At 69.2% G+C, this 17275-nt stretch carries 16 protein-coding genes and 1 tRNA gene; 6 read left to right on the plus strand and 11 right to left on the minus strand.

The window, feature by feature from the left end:
- Nucleotides 1-84: 84 nt before the first annotated feature.
- A complete protein-coding gene (locus CFP71_RS00125; RefSeq protein ID WP_093931758.1) occupies nt 85-1854 on the plus strand; it encodes an RICIN domain-containing protein in 1770 nt (589 codons plus the stop codon).
- Nucleotides 1855-1904: 50 nt separating this feature from the next.
- On the opposite strand, the gene CFP71_RS00130 is transcribed toward CFP71_RS00125, so the two are convergent.
- The 3 genes from CFP71_RS00130 to CFP71_RS00140 form a co-directional block, all read right to left on the minus strand.
- A tRNA-Ser gene (locus CFP71_RS00130) sits at nt 1905-1993 on the minus strand.
- A 58-nt stretch (nt 1994-2051) separates the two neighbouring features.
- Entirely contained in the window at nt 2052-2420 is a 369-nt protein-coding gene (locus CFP71_RS00135; protein WP_093931759.1) for a DUF4190 domain-containing protein, read from the minus strand.
- Between the two features lie 28 nt (nt 2421-2448).
- A complete protein-coding gene (locus CFP71_RS00140; RefSeq protein ID WP_093931760.1) occupies nt 2449-2736 on the minus strand; it encodes a DUF2277 domain-containing protein in 288 nt (95 codons plus the stop codon).
- A gap of 113 nt (nt 2737-2849) precedes the next feature.
- On the opposite strand from CFP71_RS00140, the gene CFP71_RS00145 reads away from it, so the two are divergent.
- A complete protein-coding gene (locus tag CFP71_RS00145; protein WP_093931761.1) occupies nt 2850-3797 on the plus strand; it encodes an Ldh family oxidoreductase in 948 nt (315 codons plus the stop codon).
- Here the strand turns inward: CFP71_RS00145 and CFP71_RS00150 are convergent.
- Nucleotides 3794-4012: an RNA-binding S4 domain-containing protein gene (locus CFP71_RS00150; protein ID WP_005149665.1), complete on the minus strand. Its 219-nt coding sequence runs from the start codon at nt 4010-4012 to the stop codon at nt 3794-3796. The genes CFP71_RS00145 and CFP71_RS00150 overlap by 4 nt on opposite strands.
- A gap of 7 nt (nt 4013-4019) precedes the next feature.
- Nucleotides 4020-4781 carry a trypsin-like peptidase domain-containing protein gene (locus CFP71_RS00155; RefSeq protein WP_093931762.1) on the minus strand — a complete coding sequence of 254 codons (762 nt, stop codon included), beginning with the start codon at nt 4779-4781 and terminating at the stop codon, nt 4020-4022.
- Nucleotides 4782-4925: 144 nt separating this feature from the next.
- Between CFP71_RS00155 and CFP71_RS00160 the strand changes: the two genes are divergently transcribed.
- The 4 genes from CFP71_RS00160 to CFP71_RS00175 all read left to right on the plus strand — a co-directional run bounded on the left by CFP71_RS00160 (nt 4926) and on the right by CFP71_RS00175 (nt 9323).
- A complete protein-coding gene (locus CFP71_RS00160) occupies nt 4926-5750 on the plus strand; it encodes an SDR family NAD(P)-dependent oxidoreductase (RefSeq protein ID WP_093931763.1) in 825 nt (274 codons plus the stop codon).
- 96 nt (nt 5751-5846) lie between these two features.
- Nucleotides 5847-6524 carry a hypothetical protein gene (locus CFP71_RS00165; RefSeq protein WP_244199502.1) on the plus strand — a complete coding sequence of 226 codons (678 nt, stop codon included), beginning with the start codon at nt 5847-5849 and terminating at the stop codon, nt 6522-6524.
- A gap of 106 nt (nt 6525-6630) precedes the next feature.
- Nucleotides 6631-7893 (plus strand): MFS transporter, encoded by a 1263-nt coding sequence (locus CFP71_RS00170; RefSeq protein WP_093931765.1) that lies wholly within the window; start codon nt 6631-6633, stop codon nt 7891-7893.
- A gap of 293 nt (nt 7894-8186) precedes the next feature.
- Nucleotides 8187-9323, plus strand: coding sequence for a GGDEF domain-containing protein (locus tag CFP71_RS00175; protein WP_378378580.1), 1137 nt, complete (start codon nt 8187-8189; stop codon nt 9321-9323).
- 112 nt (nt 9324-9435) lie between these two features.
- Here the strand turns inward: CFP71_RS00175 and CFP71_RS00180 are convergent, their stop codons facing one another.
- From CFP71_RS00180 to CFP71_RS00205, 6 genes are all read right to left on the minus strand, one after another.
- Nucleotides 9436-9963 carry a YbaB/EbfC family nucleoid-associated protein gene (locus tag CFP71_RS00180; RefSeq protein ID WP_093931767.1) on the minus strand — a complete coding sequence of 176 codons (528 nt, stop codon included), beginning with the start codon at nt 9961-9963 and terminating at the stop codon, nt 9436-9438.
- Nucleotides 9960-10292, minus strand: coding sequence for a type VII secretion target (locus CFP71_RS00185; RefSeq protein ID WP_093931768.1), 333 nt, complete (start codon nt 10290-10292; stop codon nt 9960-9962). Before CFP71_RS00185 ends, CFP71_RS00180 begins: the two co-directional genes overlap by 4 nt.
- A complete protein-coding gene (locus CFP71_RS44570; RefSeq protein ID WP_093931769.1) occupies nt 10289-12313 on the minus strand; it encodes a hypothetical protein in 2025 nt (674 codons plus the stop codon). Before CFP71_RS44570 ends, CFP71_RS00185 begins: the two co-directional genes overlap by 4 nt.
- A gap of 10 nt (nt 12314-12323) precedes the next feature.
- Nucleotides 12324-12767, minus strand: a complete 444-nt coding sequence (locus CFP71_RS00195; RefSeq protein ID WP_167405944.1) for a hypothetical protein — start codon at nt 12765-12767, stop codon at nt 12324-12326.
- 30 nt (nt 12768-12797) lie between these two features.
- Nucleotides 12798-13649 (minus strand): ESX secretion-associated protein EspG, encoded by an 852-nt coding sequence (locus CFP71_RS00200; protein WP_093931770.1) that lies wholly within the window; start codon nt 13647-13649, stop codon nt 12798-12800.
- A gap of 212 nt (nt 13650-13861) precedes the next feature.
- On the minus strand, nt 13862-16804 hold the full coding sequence (locus CFP71_RS00205) for an ATP-binding protein (RefSeq protein WP_093931810.1): 2943 nt from the start codon (nt 16802-16804) through the stop codon (nt 13862-13864).
- Nucleotides 16805-17275 lie beyond the last annotated feature (471 nt).

The following is a 17275-nucleotide window of genomic DNA, read 5'->3' on the forward strand; positions in this document are numbered from 1 at the left end:
CCTGGTGGTCTATACATCCGACCTCTAGCCTTTTTTCGCGACAGTTCGAGAAGTGTGCGTTTCTTCATCGCGAAAGGAAGACACTTGTCCAGAACGAAAAGACGCTTCGGCGGAGTGCTGGTGACCGCCGGTCTCATCTGCGGTCTGCTCGCGGGTGAGACCGCGGGAGCCACGGCATCGGATGACTCCACCGCCTTCAGCGCCTTCACCGCCCGGCCACTGCCGCCCGGCGCGACCCCGGTGGCCCCGCTCGCCGCCTCCGTCGCCGAGGCACAGATCGCCGCCAACCCCGTGGTCTGCGAAGGCGACGGTGTTTCCGGCAAACGCATCGAGCTCGTCTATGTCCGGGAAGCCGCTCAGCCCGACCGGTACACGACCGTCGCGCCGTCCCTGCGCGCCTACGCGTCCGGGATCGACGACGGGTTCAACGACAGCGCCGCCGTGACGGGCGCCAGCAGGCACGTCCGGTACGTGACGACCGCCGGTGCGGGCTGCCAGGTCGCCGTCGCGAACCTCGTGGTGCCCGACGGCACGTACCTGTCCGGCGCGATCCGCGACCGCGCGATCCAGGCGGGGTACTACAACGCCGACCGCGACTACATCCTGTTCTCCGACAACCCGCACACCTGCGCGGGCACCTGGGGTGACAGCGACGATCAGCCCGGTCCGGCCAACGCCTTCAACAACGGCAGGCACTACACGGAGATCGCCGTCCCGTGCTGGGGTGTCAACGCGACCGCGCACGAACTGGGGCACATGCTCGGCGCGGTCCTGCCCGGGGCGCCGCACTACCAGGGCGGCGGGCACTGCTCCCAGGAATGGGACCTGATGTGTTACGGCGACACGCAGTCCTTCGACTGCACGGCGCGCGATTTCGACCGGCTGCTGGACTGCGGCAACGACGACTACTTCAGCACGAACCCCGTCCCCGGCAGCTGGCTCGCCACGCACTGGAACGTGGCCAACAGCGCCTTCCTGATCAAGAACAGCACTCCCGACAACGACGACGGCCACGCGCAAGGCGGGAAGACCTACGTCATCACCGGCGCGAACGGTGACGCGATCGACGTCATCGGTTCTTCGACCGGCGGCCTCGTCAACCTCAGCAAGCGGGCCCGGACCGACTCCACGAGCCAGAAGTGGATCCTCGGCTACAACACCGGTCTGCAACTCGTGAACGCCAACAGCCAGCTGTGCGCCGACAGCGCCCAGAGCGGAACGGCTCCCGGGACGCAGATCCTCCAGTACAACTGCAACGGCCAGAACGGCATGCGGTGGGCGTTCCAGCCGCTCGGCAACGGCAAGGTGGCGATCTTCAACTACCTGACGGGCTACGCGATCACCGACGGCGGCGCGTATCCGGCGCCGCTCGTGCAGCAGCCCTACACCGGGGCGGCCAACCAGCAGTGGACCCTGAACCCCGTCGCGGACCCCGGTCCGCAGGCGGCCAAGAAGTATTACCTGTCCGTCGCCACCAACGGCAACAGCGCGGCCGTGGTCGACGGCTCGACGTCCGCCGGGGCGAAGATCACCCACGTGGCCAGGCAGGACGACAACGGCCAGAAGTGGAGGCTCACCGACGCGGGCGGCGGGTACTGGAGGATCAGCAACGAGCGGAGCGGTCAGTGCCTGCGGCCGGTGTCCGGCAGCACCGCGGACGGCGCGCAGCTCGAACAGACGCACTGCGGATCGGCCACCAACCAGCAGTGGAAACTGCTCCGCAGCGCCGACATGCGCTACGGACTGGTGAACCGGGCCAGCTCGCTGGCGATGCGACAGGCTTCGCTCCTGGAGCAACGGCCCTTCGTGGGCGGCCGTAGCGACGAGACCGTCTGGGCGCTCGTGCCCGCGTGACGAAAACCGCCCCAGGTCCGCGGACCTGGGGCGCTTTCCGTTTTCAAGACTGGCGGTAGCGGTGGGATTCGAACCCACGGAGGACAGAGCCCTCGCATGTTTTCAAGACATGTTCCTTCGGCCGCTCGGACACGCTACCGCTGTCGAGGGTATCCGACGGTCCTTTGCCGGAACGCTTCGGATCTGGTCGAAGTCCGCTAGTCGAAGTCCCAGTCGGTCGCGATGCCGACGATGACCACCAGCAGGGCGAGAGCGACGATGATCGCGATGCCGAGGTAGCCGATGATGATCGCCGCGAGCGCCATCCCCTGGCCGCCTGCTTCCCCGCGTTTGGCCTTCGAGTGCGCGATGTGCCCCATGATCACGCCGATGACCGACAGCAGCCCGGTGCAGGCGACGAGACTGGCGATCGACACGACCAGGGCGGCGATCGCCAGGCCCTGGTCCTGCGGCGGCTGAGGCGCGCCGTAGCCGTATCCATAACCCGGCTGCGGGTACGGCTGGCCGTACGGGGGTTGCTGGCCGTAAGGCTGCTGTTGACCGTAGGGGTCCTGCGGATATGTCACCGGCTCACCGTAACCGCCGATGCTTGGTTCAGGAGGCTTGGCTCTTCGCGGCTTTCGCGGCGATTCGCGCCTGGACCTCGGGACGGCGCAACGGCGGCACCGTCGTCGGCGGCTGACGGCGGGCTGGCAGTTCGGACAGCAGCCGCCTGGTGACCGCGGTGATCTCGGCGACGGCGGCCTCGAAGGGCTCGCGGGTGGCGTCGGACAGGCTCTGCACCCCGGACACCTTGCGGACGTATTGGCGGGCGGCGGCCTCGATCTCGTCCGGCGTCGCCGCCGGCTCCAGGCCTCGAAGCGTGGTGATGTTCCGGCACATGCCCCGATCCTACGTCCGCCCACCGACGTTTCCGGGCGCTTCGATCACACAGTCGGTTAGAAGCTGCCCCGGTTCGTTGACGACGGAAAACGTGCGAAGGCACCCTCGGCGGAGTGCCCCTCAGACCCCGCTCTCTTCGCCGTGCGCCCGTCGAGCCGATCCCCGAACCGGCCGAACCTTCCCCGATCCCGGAACAGGTGTGGCAGCGCGTCCCGATCGACGCCCTGATCGACCTCGTCACCGAGGTCTTCACCGCGCACGACCTGCCGTGGTCCCGTGCCAGGATGGCCGCCGAGGCGCTGTGCCACGGCGATCTCACCGGAACCCCGGAAGCGGGGGTCGCCGAGCTGACCCGGCTGCATCTGCCGATGCTGGTCAACGGCCTGGTGCGGCCGCGGGCCGAACCGCTGATGATCGCCGACCGCGGTGCCGCCGCCTTGATCGACTACCGCCGCGCGCCGGGGCTGTGGGCCGTCGGCGACGCGATGGACCGGGCGGTGTCCCGGGCGGGCCGGTACGGCGTCGGGCTCATGTCGGTCCGGGGCGTCGGGCCGTTCGGCCGCGCCGGGCACCATGCCGCGAGGGCGTTGCCGCATTCGATGATCGGGCTGGTCATGGCGGCGGGCGGGGAGCGCGGGATCGCCGCGAATCCGCTCGGCATGGCCGCCCCCGCCGGCGCGTACCCCGAATTCGTCCTCGACATGGACACGCTGGCCGACGACACCGCCAGCGCCTCGATCGCCGGTTTCGCCCTGCTGGTCGAGATCTTCGCCGGGGTGCTTTCGGGCGTCGGCGACCACGATCACGACACCGGGCTCATGGTGATGGCCATCGCGCCGACGACGCTGCGCAGCGCCGACGGGTTCTACAAGGCCGCGAGCGCGTTGTTCGGCAGCCTGCTCGGCTGGGAGGGCGGGAACCCGGTCCGCTACCCCGGCTGGCGTGAGGCGCAGTACCTCGAACAGTGCCAGGCCCTGGGTGTGCCGCTGAACGAGCCGGTGCACCGCGAACTCGAAGACCTCGCGAAGGCGCTTCGCCTGGCCCCGCTGAAGGGCCGCTAGGCGAGAACGACGCGGCCGCCTTCGCCGCCGACCTCCACGACGTCGCCGTTCGTCAGCTGACGTCCGCGCCGGACCTCCACCTCGCCGTTGACCGTGACCTCTTCGGCGTCGAGGAGGTCTTTGGCGTGCGAACCGTCTTCGGCCAGGTTGGCCAGTTTGAGGAACTGGCCGAGGCGGATCGGCTCGCCGGTGATCGGGACGTCGTGGATGCTCATGGGGAGATCATCCCCGGGCGTCCATCTTCCGGTACAAGGTGGCGACGTCGGTGTCGAAGTAGCTGCTGTAGGACGTGTCCGGGTCGTCCCCGCCGTACAGATAGCCGCCGATCACGCCGACGACGGTGCCGAGTCCGGTCTTGGGGTCGGGGTCGACCACCCACGGGCCGCCGCTGGTGCCGGTCGTGAAGCCGGGGCAGCCGACGCGCATCTGGTAGGTGTCGGCCTGGCTGCTGGTGCCGTGGCAGACGACCGGCGCCTCCCGTTCGTCGGGATACCCGGTCAGGGTGATCGGGTGGGCGAATCCGCCGCCGGTCACCAGGGTGTTGGCGCCGGTGACGCTTTCGAGGGTCTTCGTGCTGCCCGCCTGGCGGGCCGTCGCGAACCCGACATCCAGGTCCGGATCGGACGAAACGGCCCAGCCGTCGGGAACCTGCGGATCGGAGACGTCCCAGTAGCCGTAGGGCGCGACGCCGTCGTGATAGCCGGGCGCGAACGAGATCCCCGTCGCGTACTCGCCGCCTTCGCCGTCGTGGAGGCAGTGCGCCGCGGTGAGCAAGAGGTCCCCCGGGCCGCTGTGGACGACGCTGGCCGTGCAGAAATGCGTCCCGTCGAGGAAGAGCGCGCCGATCGCCGGATTGGTCCGCGGCGTGGCCGGGGTGACCGCCACCGTCGCGGGGGTGTCCCCGGGCTCGGGTTCGGCGGGTTCGGACGCGGCGGAACAACCGGTCAGAACGAAACAGAGCGCGAGCAGCAGGGCGCGGCGCATCCTCTTCCCTCCGGTCGTCCACGGCTGTCCTGGTTACAGATCACCATAAGCGGTCCACGAACACAGCCCGAATCGATCAACGCACAGCAAGCTCACAGCCGTAGTATGTGTTACCTCCGGTAACAGTCGAACTTGGGAGCGGGTATGAAGTCGTTCACGGACAAGGTCGCGGTGATCACGGGCGCGGGCTCGGGAATCGGCAGGGCGCTCGCGATCGAACTGGCGGGACGCGGGGCGAGGCTGGCGCTTTCCGACGTCGACGCCGTCCGCGTGGCGGACACCGTGGCGTCGTGCGAGAAAGCGGGCGCGACCGCGAAGGCCTACGCGCTGGACGTCGCCGATCGTGACGCCGTTCTCTCGCACGCCGAGGAGGTCGCCGTCGATTTCGGGGGCGCCAACCTCGTGGTGAACAACGCCGGGGTCGCGCTCGGCGCGACGGTCGAGGAAATGACCTGGGACGACTACGACTGGCTGATGGGCATCAATCTCGGCGGTGTGGTCAACGGCACGAAAGCCTTTCTGCCGCAGGTGATCGCTTCGGGCGACGGCCATATCGTCAACCTTTCGAGCGTGTTCGGCTTCATCGGCGTGCCCACGCAGAGTGCCTACAACGCGGCGAAATTCGCGGTGCGGGGCTTCACCGAGGCGCTGCGGCAGGAAATGCTGATCGCCCGGCATCCGGTCGCGGTCAGCTGCGTGCATCCCGGTGGCATCAAGACGAATATCGCCCGCGACGCGCGGGGTGGCGTCGAGCGGGACATCGACAAAGCCGCCGAAGGCTTCGAAAAGATCGCGAGGACGACGCCGGAGAAGGCCGCGCAGACCATCGTTCGTGGTATCGAACGGGGGACGGCGCGCATCCTGATTGGACCGGACGCCTATGCCATCGACGCGATTCCCCGCGTGCTCGGCTCCTTTTACCAGCGGCCGTTGGCACTACTGGGGCGCTTGGGGATGAAGAACCTCTGAACGGAGTAACCCTCCGTGGTCCGGACGGCTCGGGATAACTCGATCGGGGTGCGTTACTTACGGCGGCGTCGGAAATGCACCACAATGCTCAAGTTCGTGATTCCGCTTCCGGAGGTCCCCATGCCGCGCGCCGCCCAGCGCCGTACGCCGACCGATGCCGCCCTCAGCGCGAGTGTGCCCATCGAGACAGCCGAGTTGCTGGACCGGACGGGGATCATCGCGGCGAGTCTGCCGAAACGGCGGCGCAGCCCGGAGAACGAGATCGAGCCCGAGCCGATGCCGGTCCGTGCCCCGGTCTGCGAGCCGGTCGTCGACAAGGATCTGCGGCCCAAGGCCGTCGTCATCCATCGCCGGGCCAGGTCCTGGCTGGTCGGTGGCACCGGGGTGGCGCTGCTCGCGATCGGCTGGTTCGCCGGCACGTTCACCCTCGCGCCCGTCGACGACACCGCCTTGCCCGAGCGGCCGCTGCCCACCGTGGCGACCCAGCAGGCCGCGCCGCCGGTGGTCCAGCCCACGCAGCCCGCCCCGGTGACCGTCTACGTCCCGGTCACCGTGAAGCAGAAAGCGCCCGCGACGACGAAGAAGAAGCCCGCCAGGGAACAGGTCGTCGCGCTGCCGCCCGCCGAGCCCCGGCCGACGGAGCAGCCGCGCTCCGACATCACGGCGCAGAACAGGGCCACCGAAGACCTGCGGAACATGATGGACCCCGTCATGGCCGGTTCGCTGGCGATGGAAATGGCGCAGGGGATGATGGGTTACGGCACGGGGCGCTGACCTCGCGAGATCGTCTCTCCACAGTGGACGATACCGGGCGTCGTGGGCCGGATGGCCGCTGACAGTGCGGAAGTGATCCATTACCGTGAGCCAAGGGGAGGGGCTCATGGAGAAAGGGGACTCCGCACGGGACACCGGTTTCAAGGCCGCTTTCGCGGTCGGTGAATTCCGTGCGTTGTGGGCGGCCGAGGCGCTTTCGCAGGCCGGTGACCAGCTGGCCAGGGTCGCGTTGTCGGTGCTGGTCTGGGAAAGAACGGCGTCGGCCGGGCTGACCGGGCTCACTTACGGATTGACGTATCTGCCGACGCTGATCGGCGGCACCTTGTTCGCCGGATTGGCGGACCGGTATCCACGGCGGACCGTGATGATCGCCGGTGATCTGGTGCGCGCGGCGCTCGCGATGCTGATGGCCGTGCCGGGAACGCCTTTGCCGGTGCTGGCCGGGCTGTTGGTGGTCCTGACGATGGCGGGCGGACCGTTCCGGGCGGCGCAGCTCGCGTTGCTCCCGGACGTCCTCGAAGGCGAACGGTACGTCGCCGGGCTCGCGGTCCGCACGATCACCATCCAAACGGCACAGCTGGCCGGATTCGGCGGTGGCGGACTGGTGATCGGGCTCGTGACGCCCTACTGGGGCCTGGTGATCGACGCGGTGACCTTTGTGGTCTCCGCGCTGCTCGTGTCCACAGGGGTGCGTCGACGCGGGCCCGCCGTCACGGAATCATCGGTGAAAAGCCGTGTGGCGCGGGCTTTCAGTGGTGAAGGCGCCAGAGAACTGTGGCGGGGCAAGGGAATCCGCGTGCTGTTCGGGTTGAAGATGCTCGCCGGGTTCGCCATCGCGCCCGAAGGGCTCGCGGCACCGCTCGCCAACGGTCTCGGGGCGGGGAGTTTCGCGGTCGGGCTCATTCTCGCGGCGGATCCGGTGGGTTCGGTAATTGGATCGTGGATCTTCACGAAATGGGTTCCGGCGCGACGGAAAACGCGAATGGTCGGCATTCTCGCCATTGCATCCGTCGTTCCTTTGCTTTTTGTCTTCTTTCGTCCTCCGCTGCCGGTCTGTCTCGCGCTGATCGGGCTCAGCGGGGCCTTCGCGGCGCCGTACCACCTCCAGGCCGTCGCGCTGATGGCCCGCGCGGTGCCGGACGGCGTCCGGGCGCAGGTGATGGGCCTGACCTCGACGAGTTTGGTCACGGTGCAGGGAATCGGGATCATGCTCGCGGGCGGCCTCGCCCAGTTGACCGGTCCGTTCGTGGCCGTCGGGGTGGCCGCCGCGGTCGCCGTCGCCGCGGCGGGCCCGATGGTGATGGCATGGAAACGCGCCATCGCCACCGGGCCCGATGTATGGCTCCCGGCCGGGAGCCGGGCCGGCTGAATTGGTGGGATCAGTCCTCGCGACCGTTCATGATGGTCCTCCCTCCCACTGCTCCATCTGTGTGTTCCGGAAATGACTCGAGCCACCCTCAGTACTACCTCGGATACATTGAATTGTGTACGGAAGGGGGACCGGTGACGATGATTATGGGGGATGCGGAACTCGCCGGAGAAGGGACCGGTACACGTCTGAGAGCCTGGGTCCGACACTGGGAGCTATGGTCCGGACCACGTGGCGTACCTGCGATTTTTCTTGTGGTGGAAGGACTTGCGGCTACAGTCGCCGTAATCGCCTTGCTCCGATCGAACTACGAGACTACGGAATTCGTCCGATTTGGATCACTGCTCGGCCTTGCTTTCCTGCAAGCCGAGCTTTCCCGGTCGGTGGAACGTTTGCGGCGGACGCTGTGTGACCGACCGCACATCAACATGACTTCGGTGTGGACTTTCGCGGGGGTGCTCGTCCTGCCGCCGGGGCTGGCGCTGGCCCTCGGATTGCTCATCTACCTGCATCTTTGGCTCCGGGTGTGGCGGGGGATGAGCCACCGCCCGGCGTACCGCGTCGTCTACTGCGCGGCGGCCATCGTGCTCTCCTGCCTGGCCGGGGGAGCGATCGTGGCCGGGTGGAACGGCCTGCCGGTGGGGTTCTCCGGCTCGCTGCGGATCGTCGAGGCGGCGGCCGTGTTCACCGCGGCCAACGCGTTCATCGTGGCGCTGTCGGTCTACCTGCACACCGGGGGCCGGTCGCCGCGTTCGCTGTTCGGCACCGGGGACGACAACCTGCTGGAGGTCACCACCCTGGTGCTCGGGACCTCGACCGCGCTGGGCATCGTGCACGCGCCCGCGCTGGTCCCGTTCGTCCTGCTGCCCGTGCTGGTGCTGCACCGCAGTGTGCTGGTGCGGCAGCTGGAGATCGCGGCGAACATCGACGGCAAGACCGGCGTGCTGAACGCGCACGCGTGGCACGTGCTGAGCGAGCGGGAGCTTTCGTCGGCGGCCAGGGCGAAGAGCAAACTCGGGGTGCTGATGCTCGACCTCGACCACTTCAAGCAGGTCAACGACGTCTACGGACACCTCGCGGGCGACGCCGTGCTCAAGGTCGTCGCGACGACGATCTCTGAGCACGTACGCGACTACGACTCCGTCGGGCGCTTCGGCGGCGAAGAGTTCGTCGTGCTGCTGCCCGGTGCGACGGAGACCGAGGTGATCCCCGTGGCCGAGCGGGTCCGGCAGGCGGTGATGGCGATCGAGGTCGAGGTCGTGACGGCGTCAGGACCGCGGACCGTACGAGGACTTTCGGTGTCGATCGGCGTCGCGGTCTACCCGGCGGGCGGGCCGGTGCTGGAACGGCTGCTGCACGTCGCTGATTCCGCGCTGTACCAGGCCAAGCGGAGCGGGCGGAACCGCGTCGTCTCCCTGGCGGCCGCCTGATCCGCTCGCGTGCGGACTTCGGGTGTCGCGAAAGCCACTTTCAGGAAGTCCGTGAAGGCCTCCTTCCCTACCTTCAAGGTAGGGAAGGAGGCCTTCACGGACTCAAGAGGGTCTACCAGGGCGAGTTGCCCTCGTCGTCCGGAGCTTCGTGACGCCGCTCGCGAGGAGCCTGCGAAGGCGGCGGAGTGGAGGCCGATGGCGGCGGAGGAGGCGGAGGCTCGGACGCCGTCGGCTCCTCCTCTTCGATCTCGGGGAAGCGGCTGCGCAGGGTGCCGATCATCAGCTCCCTGGTCTCCTGGTCCTCGTCGCCGAGCGACTCCTGCATGACCTCCGCGACCTTGCCGGCGATCCCGCCCTGCGCCTGGTGCATCGTCGCGAGGATCTGCCGCGACAGCTCCTCCATCGGGTACGTCCTGGCCTTGTTCCCGAATTCGAGAGCCGTCACGCCGCCGTCCGCCCCGACGGTCACCTTGACGGCGCCGTCGGAGCTGGTGGCCGTCAGCCGCAGCTCCTCGGTCCGCTCCTGGGCGGCCGCGTAGCGCTGGGCCTTCTCCTCCAGGCCCGCGGCCCACTGGTCCATTTTGCGCTGGGCCTCGTCCGGGTCCAGCATGAGCTCACCGAGCTCGTTCGGCCTCGTCACTGCTTTCCTCCGATGTCCAAGGCCTTGAAGTCGGCCTTGAACGGTTCCGCGTTGGTCTTGTCACCGTCCACATAGGACTTGGCGGCGGAGCGGACGTTGTCCGCCGTCGCCTGCACTCCTTCACCCGCCGCCTTGATCGCCTCCGCCGCGCGTTCGCCCGCCGGGTTGACGATCGGCGGAAGGAACGCGCACAGCAGGCCGTACGCGTCCGCCGACATCGCCGAACCGGTCGCGCCGTGCGCGGTGTTCAGCCGGTCCACGAGCCCGTCGAGATGGCTCGCGTGCGCGGTCAGGTCGTCCGGATCGACCTCGAACGAGGGCGCTGTCACTTCCAGTCCTTGTTCTGCCAGTCACCGATCACCGGAGGTGCCACGACCTCGTCGGCGGCGAAGAACGACGGGTCGTCGGACTCGAGGTACTCGGCGGCCTTGTGTTCCTTGTCGTCCTGGCCCTGCCCCTTGGCGCCACCGGGTGCCATGCCGCCCATCGGGCCCATGCCGGTGCTGCCGGGCTTGCCGCCGGTACCACCGGCGCCGGCCGCGCGGGCCGCGGCCGCTTCGGCGTCCATCGCGCCCGCGGCGCCACCCATGCCGAGCGAGCCCGTCGACCTTCCGGCGCCACCGAGACCACCGGCGCCCGAGCCACCGGCACCGCTACCACCGCTGCCACCGAAGCCGCTGCCACCACTGCCGCCGCCGAAGCCGCTGCCGCCGGTGCCCCCACCGGGGATACCGGGGATGTTCGGCATCTTGGGCGGGGTGTACGGCGTGGGCTTGTAGGAGGAGCCGGGGTCCGGGAAGTTGGGGATGTTCGGGCGGGGGATCGGCGGGATCCTCGGCGGGACCGAGTTCGGTCCGCCGCTGCTGGGTCCCGGGATGTTCGGCAACGGGATGTTCGGCGGGTTGTACGGGAGACCGCCGCCCGGACGCGGGCCGCCGCTTTCGGGGAAGGGCATGTTCGGCGGGTTGAACGACGGCGGCGAGACGGACGGCGGGGTGTAGCCCGTGGTGTGCGTCCCTTCGTCGATCTTGGGCATGCTGATGTTCGGCGACGACGGCGGGCGGTAGTTCTCGCCGGACGGCCCGTTCGGGATGTTGGGCATGACCGGGTTCGTGACGGGGCCACCGCCGGGACCGCCACCAGGACCGCCACCGGGGCCACCGCCACCGGGGAAACCACCGCCGGGGAAGCCGCCACCCGGATTACCGCCGGGGTTGCCCCCGCCCGGGCCGCCGTTCGGCGAGCTGAAGGGGCTCATGCCGCCGGGGCCACCGCCCGTGCCGCCGGGTCCGCCCTGCGGGCCCCCGTCGAGCGAAGCGGCGATGCCGTCCGGACGGGTACGTCCGTCCGCGTCCACGTTGAAGGGGCTGGGGTTCTGCGTGCCGTCACCGGACATGGGGGTGCCCTGCATGGCGGGCTTGAACCCGCCGCCACCGGCGCCGCCACCGGACATCGGCGTGCCCTGCATCTGCCGGGTCGCCTGGGCCGTCTTCAACTTCGGCGGGGCAGGGAACGCCGGGGTGGCGATCGCCGAGCCGACCGTCTTGTCGAACTCGGTCATCACCTTCGCGGCCTGGTCGCGCGCGTCCTGCTGCTTCTTGAAAGTGCCGAGGTCCTTGCCGAGCTGCGCCATGTACAGCACCGGGTCTTTGATCGTCTGCAGGTTGGCGTTGGCCTCCTGCACGCTGAACGCCACCGGCGGGTTCGCCGCCATCAGCTTCTGCGTCTCGTTGAGGGTCTGCGAGTGGATCTGCTGCTGCCGTCCGGTCAGCGTCGCGCCGTTCGCCGTCGCGCCGAGCCACTTGCCGACACCGGCGAGGTGTTCGCGGGCCGCGTCGCCGCCCTCGCCCTCCCAGTTGGCCGTGCTCGCGCTGATCGCCTTCGCCAGGTTGCGCTGGTGACCGGCCAGGTCGTTACCCGCCCGGACCCATTCTTCGGAGGACTCGCCGACCGAGGCCGGGTCCGCGTTCTCCGCGATCGCGGACTGCATCTGCTCGTGGGTGGCGTTGCCCCAGACGGTGGACGGCGGGTCGCCGGGCTTCCGCATGTCCAGGTTCTTGTCGAGACCCTCGCGCGCCTTCTCCAGTTGCCCCTCGTACATCTTCTGAGTGAACTGGTCCTTCAAGCCGACGAGTGGGGTCTTCCCCCAGCCGAGCAGGTTGAAGATGAGGTCCGTTCCGGCCGAGGCCCCGGCCCGGATCTCGTCGCCGGACGCTCCCTTGTCCGCCAGTGGCCCGACGTAGTAGTCGGACGACGAGTCGGCCGTCGGGTCGTAGTGCCCGTCGAGCTTGTCGTAGTCGGGCGAGTTCGGGTCGGAGACCTTCGCCGTCTTCTCCTCGGATTCGGTCACAGGTCTCTCCTCAGATCTCGGTGTCGATCTGCTTCAGGTTGCGCTGGTTCTCGTTGTCGCGTTCGCGGTAGTTCCGCTTGGCGAGTTCGATCGCCTCGACGTAGGTGGGGAACTCGGCGCGAGCGGTCTGGAGCTGGGTGAGCAGGCCCTGCGCGTCCGTCGCGGTGCCGAGCATGTGCTGGGAAACCCACTGCGCGGTCGCGGTGGAGCTCATCGGCGGCGACTTCTGCAGCTTGGTCAGCGCGCTCCAGCGCTCTTCGAGGCTGTCGATCACACCTTGGAGTGACCGGATCATCTCCTGGCCGGTGGTCTCGTCGACGGCGAACCCGCCCTGCACCGCCAGTCGCTTCAGCGCCATGCCTTGGAGGGCCGGCTTGAACGCGGCCATGGGCCGCAGGTCCTGCGCCGCCTCGAACTTCGCTGTCGGCTGCAGTTCTTGTGCTTCCTCGGTCAACGGAGGGTCCTCTCGCCGGGTTCAGGAAGGTCAGTAGATGTCAGCGATGGCGTCCCGGATCGCGTTCGCCACGCCCGACTGACTGGCCGGGTCGTAGTGACCGATCACGGCGCCCGAGGCTTCGTCGGTCTCGGTCCAGACTAGGTACCGGCCGTCTTCGGTGTCGAGCCAGCTCAGCGGCGTCGACCGGAGCCGTTCGCCGCGGCGGCCGATCCCGCTCACGATGATGTACCCGCCACCGAGGCGGGGCCCGGCCAGCACCTGCTCCAGGACTTCGAGGTCGCTCTCGTCGTTGCGCGGGGCCGGAGACTCCGGCCGGGCGCGGACGACGCCGGTGAACTGGAGGTTGCCGAACGCGTCGGTCTCCTCCTCGTCGAACTCGGCTTCGGCCTGACGGCGCGCGGTCATCGCGGAGACGGCGCGCTCCTCCTGCTGCACGATCGTGCGGCGGCCGGTCGACGCGGGGCGCATCCGCGGCAGCACCCCGGAGAGGACCTCGACCAGCTCGTCGTCGGAGAAGAGCGCGAACTGGAGTTCGTCTTCGCCGTGGGCCTGCGTGATGCCGAGCGCCTGCCTGCCGTCGGTGAGGGTGAGGACGGCGATGTCCTGGCCGAGACCGTCGATGCCGTTGATCGAGACGGTGATCCGGTGATTCCCCAGCAGCGCGAACGCGGTGCGGACGGCCTGGTTCAGCTCGCCGTTGATCGACAGGCGGCGCTGTTCGAGATCGGTGTAGACCTTCCGGACGATCGCGGTGTACCGCTCCGGGACGATCGAGGTGTTCTGGACACGCAAGGGAAACAACCGGGCATCGACGCCAAGCGCCCGCCCGACCACCGTCGCCTCGATCGTCCCCAGCGCGAAATCGGCTCGCTCAGCCATGCTTCTGCGCTACTCCCTCACGGGGGCCGTACCCCGTCACGATCGGCTGACCTGCATAGAGGGGGCCGACTTTGTTAATGGCCAAAACAAACTAGCACAGCGCATGACTGTACGGAACCACACGAACAGCACCGAACCCGATGGAATGGATCACAATGCCCGATCGGGCACTTTTCTTGCCCCTAAAGGAATAACGGCCGTTCACCGCGATGCTACCGGTCGACCGTCGCGGGTGCGTAAGTCGTCATCCGGCGGGCCACGTCCGTCCGTGAACGGGCTCCGAGTTTGCGCAGAACCTTCGCCACGTGTTGTTCCACGGTGCGCGGGGAAAGGAACAGTCCGTCCGCTATCTCCCGGTTCGTCCGCCCGTCGGAAAGCATCCGCGCGACCTCGAGTTCCCGGGGCGAGAGTTCCTGGCCGTAGCCGCGCCGCCCGCGTTGCGAGGGCGCCCACGCGCCGTGCTCCCGGAGCAGGTGGCGGCACCGGCCGGCGTCCCTGGTCGCGCCGAGCCGCTCGTAGGCCTCCGCGGCCGCCGCGAGCTCCTCGATCGCCTTGCCGTCGCCCGCGGTGAGCCGTCCCGCGTCGAGGCGGCCCGCGGTGAGACGGCACAACGCGGCCCGCTCCCGGGCGCCGATGGCCTGGTACGGCATCGGCAGCGCCTCGTAGCCCGCCGCCGCCTCGTCGAAAACCGTTGCGGCGGCGGGATGTTTGCCGCGCGCGTCGAGCAGGATAGCCTGCCCGGCCAGCAGCGCGACCCGGGAGACCGGCGAGTCCTTGCCCTCGACGCCGCGGGCGAACTCCTCGACCACGGCGTCCGCCTCCGACCAGCGCCCGGCCCGCGTGTAGGCCTCGGCCGCGGCGGGGACCAGCCCCGCCGCCCACACCCAGACGCCCTTGCGCCGGGCCGCCGCGACGGCGTTGTCGGCCGCCGCGCACGCGCCGTCGACGTCGTCCGTCGCGAGGAGCACCCTGATCAGGACCCCCGACGCCGAAAGGACGACCGGGATGGGTCCGTGCTCCGGCGCGTGCACGCTCGCCGCGGCCAGATGCCGTTGCGCGGCGGCGAATTCCCCGCGGACGGCGGCCAGCCCGCCGAGGACGAGCGAGGACTCCATGACGATCGGGCCGAGGTCGGGGTAGCCGTCGCGGAGCTGTTCGGTGACCTCCGCGAGCCCGGACCAGCGGCCGCGCACCCAGTCCAGCCGGACCTGGGTGCCCTGAGCGAGCCCGGCGGCGTAGAGCGCGCCGGCGTCGGTCGCGCGGCGGATCCCTTCCGTGACCAGCTTTTCCGCCCTGGCCAGGTGCCCGGCCCAGGACTGCGCGTCGGCGAGGTTGCACCACAGCCGCGCGAGCTGGACGCGTTCGGCGACGCCGGTGCCCTGTTCCGGCAGTTCGGTGAACTCGGTCCAGGCCGAGCCGTCGCCGATGTGCGCCTGGGTGGCGATCCGGTCGCCGAGGAGCGCGAGCCGCAGCTCCGGGTCTTCGAGCCGGTCGAAGACGTCGCGGGCCCGGTCCATCCAGACCTCGTGCCAGGACAACGGGGTCAGCCCGTCGATCGGCTGGGCGAGCAGATTGATCCCGCGGGCGGCCAGTTCCGGTTCGTCGACCAGTTCCGTGATCGCCTTCTCCACCTCGACCCGGCCCCGGCCCAGGCGCCCGATCGTGCGGACCAGCAGCATCCCGAGACTGAGCCGGATCGTCCCGCGCACGCTCGTGCGCAGGTCGGTGAGGTCTTCGAGGATCCGCTCCAGCGTCTCGATGACGTCCGGGCGGAAGCCGCGCAGCGCGACCTGGCTGAGTTTCGTGGCCAGCCGGGCGATGTCGTCCTCGCCGAGGCCCGCCTCGGCCAGTACGGACTGGAGCAGGTCGATCGCGCGTGACGTGTCGCCCTGGGCGATGGCCTCGTCGGCGGCAGCCTCGGCGTAGTGGCGCCACTGTTCGGTCCGCCCCGCCGCGCGCGAGTGGTTCGCCAGCAGCGTCAGCGGCGGGATCGGCTGGGCGGCGAGCACCTGGATGGCGCGCGAATGCAGCAATGTCCTTTCGGGACCGCTGATGGTGTCGTAGACGGCCTTGCGCGCCAAGGGATGCCGGAAGCCGTAACGGTCGCCGCCGAGTTCGCCGAGCACCCCGCCATCCAAAGTGGACAGAAGGGCCGAGCGGAGCGCGTCGCCGCCGAGACAGGCGAGTTCACCGATCACCGGCGGTTCGGACGGGACGGCGAGCACCGCCGCCGCGCGGGCCAGCCGGACCGCGGGTTCGGGAAGTCCTTCGAGCCGTTCGGTGATGGCCTCACGCAGGGAGATCGGGACTTCGAGGCTCTCCAGGAGCCGATCCGAGAGCACTTCGCCGATCGGCAGCCGTCCGGCGGCGTCCCGCAGCGCCCGAAGGGTCTCCTCGACCACGAACGGGATCCCCGCGGTGCTTTCGTGCAGTTTCGCGGTGAACGGCGCGGAAACCCGCGGCAGGTCCAGCAGTTCCTCCGCCAGCTTCCCGACGGCTTCGACGTCGAGCGCGCCCAGCGTCACGCGGGCGGTCTGGACGTTCGGCGGGGTGCGGAACGGGATGACGGAGCCTCCGTGGCCCGAGGGCGCGCCGGTCCGGTAGGCCGCGACGACGGCCAGTTCGGCGGGCATGGCCGAGGCGAGGAACCGCATCAGGTCACGGGTGCCCTCATCGGCCCACTGGAGGTCGTCGATCAGGACGAGCGCGGGCCCGCAGGCGATCAGGAGTTCGCGGACGGCGCGGAACTGACGGTGTCGTTCGGCGCACGGGTCGGCGAGTGGTTCAGGTTGGGGTGGAAGGCTTTCCGCGAGTTCGGGCAGCAAGGGTCTCAGCACCCCGGCGACCGGGCTGAGCGGGCCGAGCGGCCGGTCGCCCGCCGAACGCAGCGCTTCGAGCACCGGTCCGAACGGGAACGGTTCGCGCATCGGCTGGCAGGAACCGGAGAGCACCCGGCCCGCCGCGAACTCTCGGCGTCCGGCCAGCTCTTCGAGCAGCCTGCTGCGGCCCATCCCGGGTTCGCCCTCGATCAGCACGGCGGCGGGACGGCGCAGCAGGATCTTCACGATCGCCGAGACCTCGACGTCGCGGCCCACTAGTGCCGTCGATCCGGCGCGGACCGAGACCGAGGTCGGGCGAGGGGTGGCAAGCCACATCATGCGCTCCTCGGTAGGGAGTTCCCGGTGAGCCCGACACGATCTTGTGCGTTGTCCTGCGGAGCCTAAGCACTGCCTACCGGGTCGTAAACCACCCAACACGGACAGCACGGGCATCTCGCTAGGCCGTCTGCCGACGCACCGTCACCGGTTGGACGACGGATCGTCGGTTGGAAAATCACCAGGCGCCCGAAACGTCGGCGAGAAACCCGATCCGGCGATTCATCCCACGTTCAGGGGGTGGCAACGACTACGCAAGGTATTCACTCCGAAACCCTACTTACGGACGTGCCCGTACGGGTGCCAGCACTGAGTGATCGTCACCGGAGCAGGGGACTCGGCTCCCGAAGAATGGGTATACCTATCCCGCGCCGACCCGGATTGCGGGCTTCACCGGAGTCCAGAACTCTCACCCGTCAGGGGAGGGCTATCGCATGGCGAACCGGAGCCGTGCGTGATGACGAGGGAGAA

The organism is Amycolatopsis thailandensis (assembly GCF_002234405.1).
GTDB lineage: Bacteria > Actinomycetota > Actinomycetes > Mycobacteriales > Pseudonocardiaceae > Amycolatopsis > Amycolatopsis thailandensis.

What these genes read in the sequence shown, in the direction of transcription:
- CFP71_RS00140 (WP_093931760.1), bottom strand. Translation starts at nt 2,736, where the DNA reads ATGTGCCGGAACATCACCACGCTTCGAGGCCTGGAGCCGGCGGCGACG.
- CFP71_RS00150 (WP_005149665.1), bottom strand. Translation starts at nt 4,012, where the DNA reads ATGAGCATCCACGACGTCCCGATCACCGGCGAGCCGATCCGCCTCGGC.
- CFP71_RS00155 (WP_093931762.1), bottom strand. Translation starts at nt 4,781, where the DNA reads ATGCGCCGCGCCCTGCTGCTCGCGCTCTGTTTCGTTCTGACCGGTTGT.
- CFP71_RS00160 (WP_093931763.1), top strand. Translation starts at nt 4,926, where the DNA reads ATGAAGTCGTTCACGGACAAGGTCGCGGTGATCACGGGCGCGGGCTCG.
- CFP71_RS00170 (WP_093931765.1), top strand. Translation starts at nt 6,631, where the DNA reads ATGGAGAAAGGGGACTCCGCACGGGACACCGGTTTCAAGGCCGCTTTC.
- CFP71_RS00200 (WP_093931770.1), bottom strand. Translation starts at nt 13,649, where the DNA reads ATGGCTGAGCGAGCCGATTTCGCGCTGGGGACGATCGAGGCGACGGTG.
- CFP71_RS00205 (WP_093931810.1), bottom strand. Translation starts at nt 16,804, where the DNA reads ATGTGGCTTGCCACCCCTCGCCCGACCTCGGTCTCGGTCCGCGCCGGA.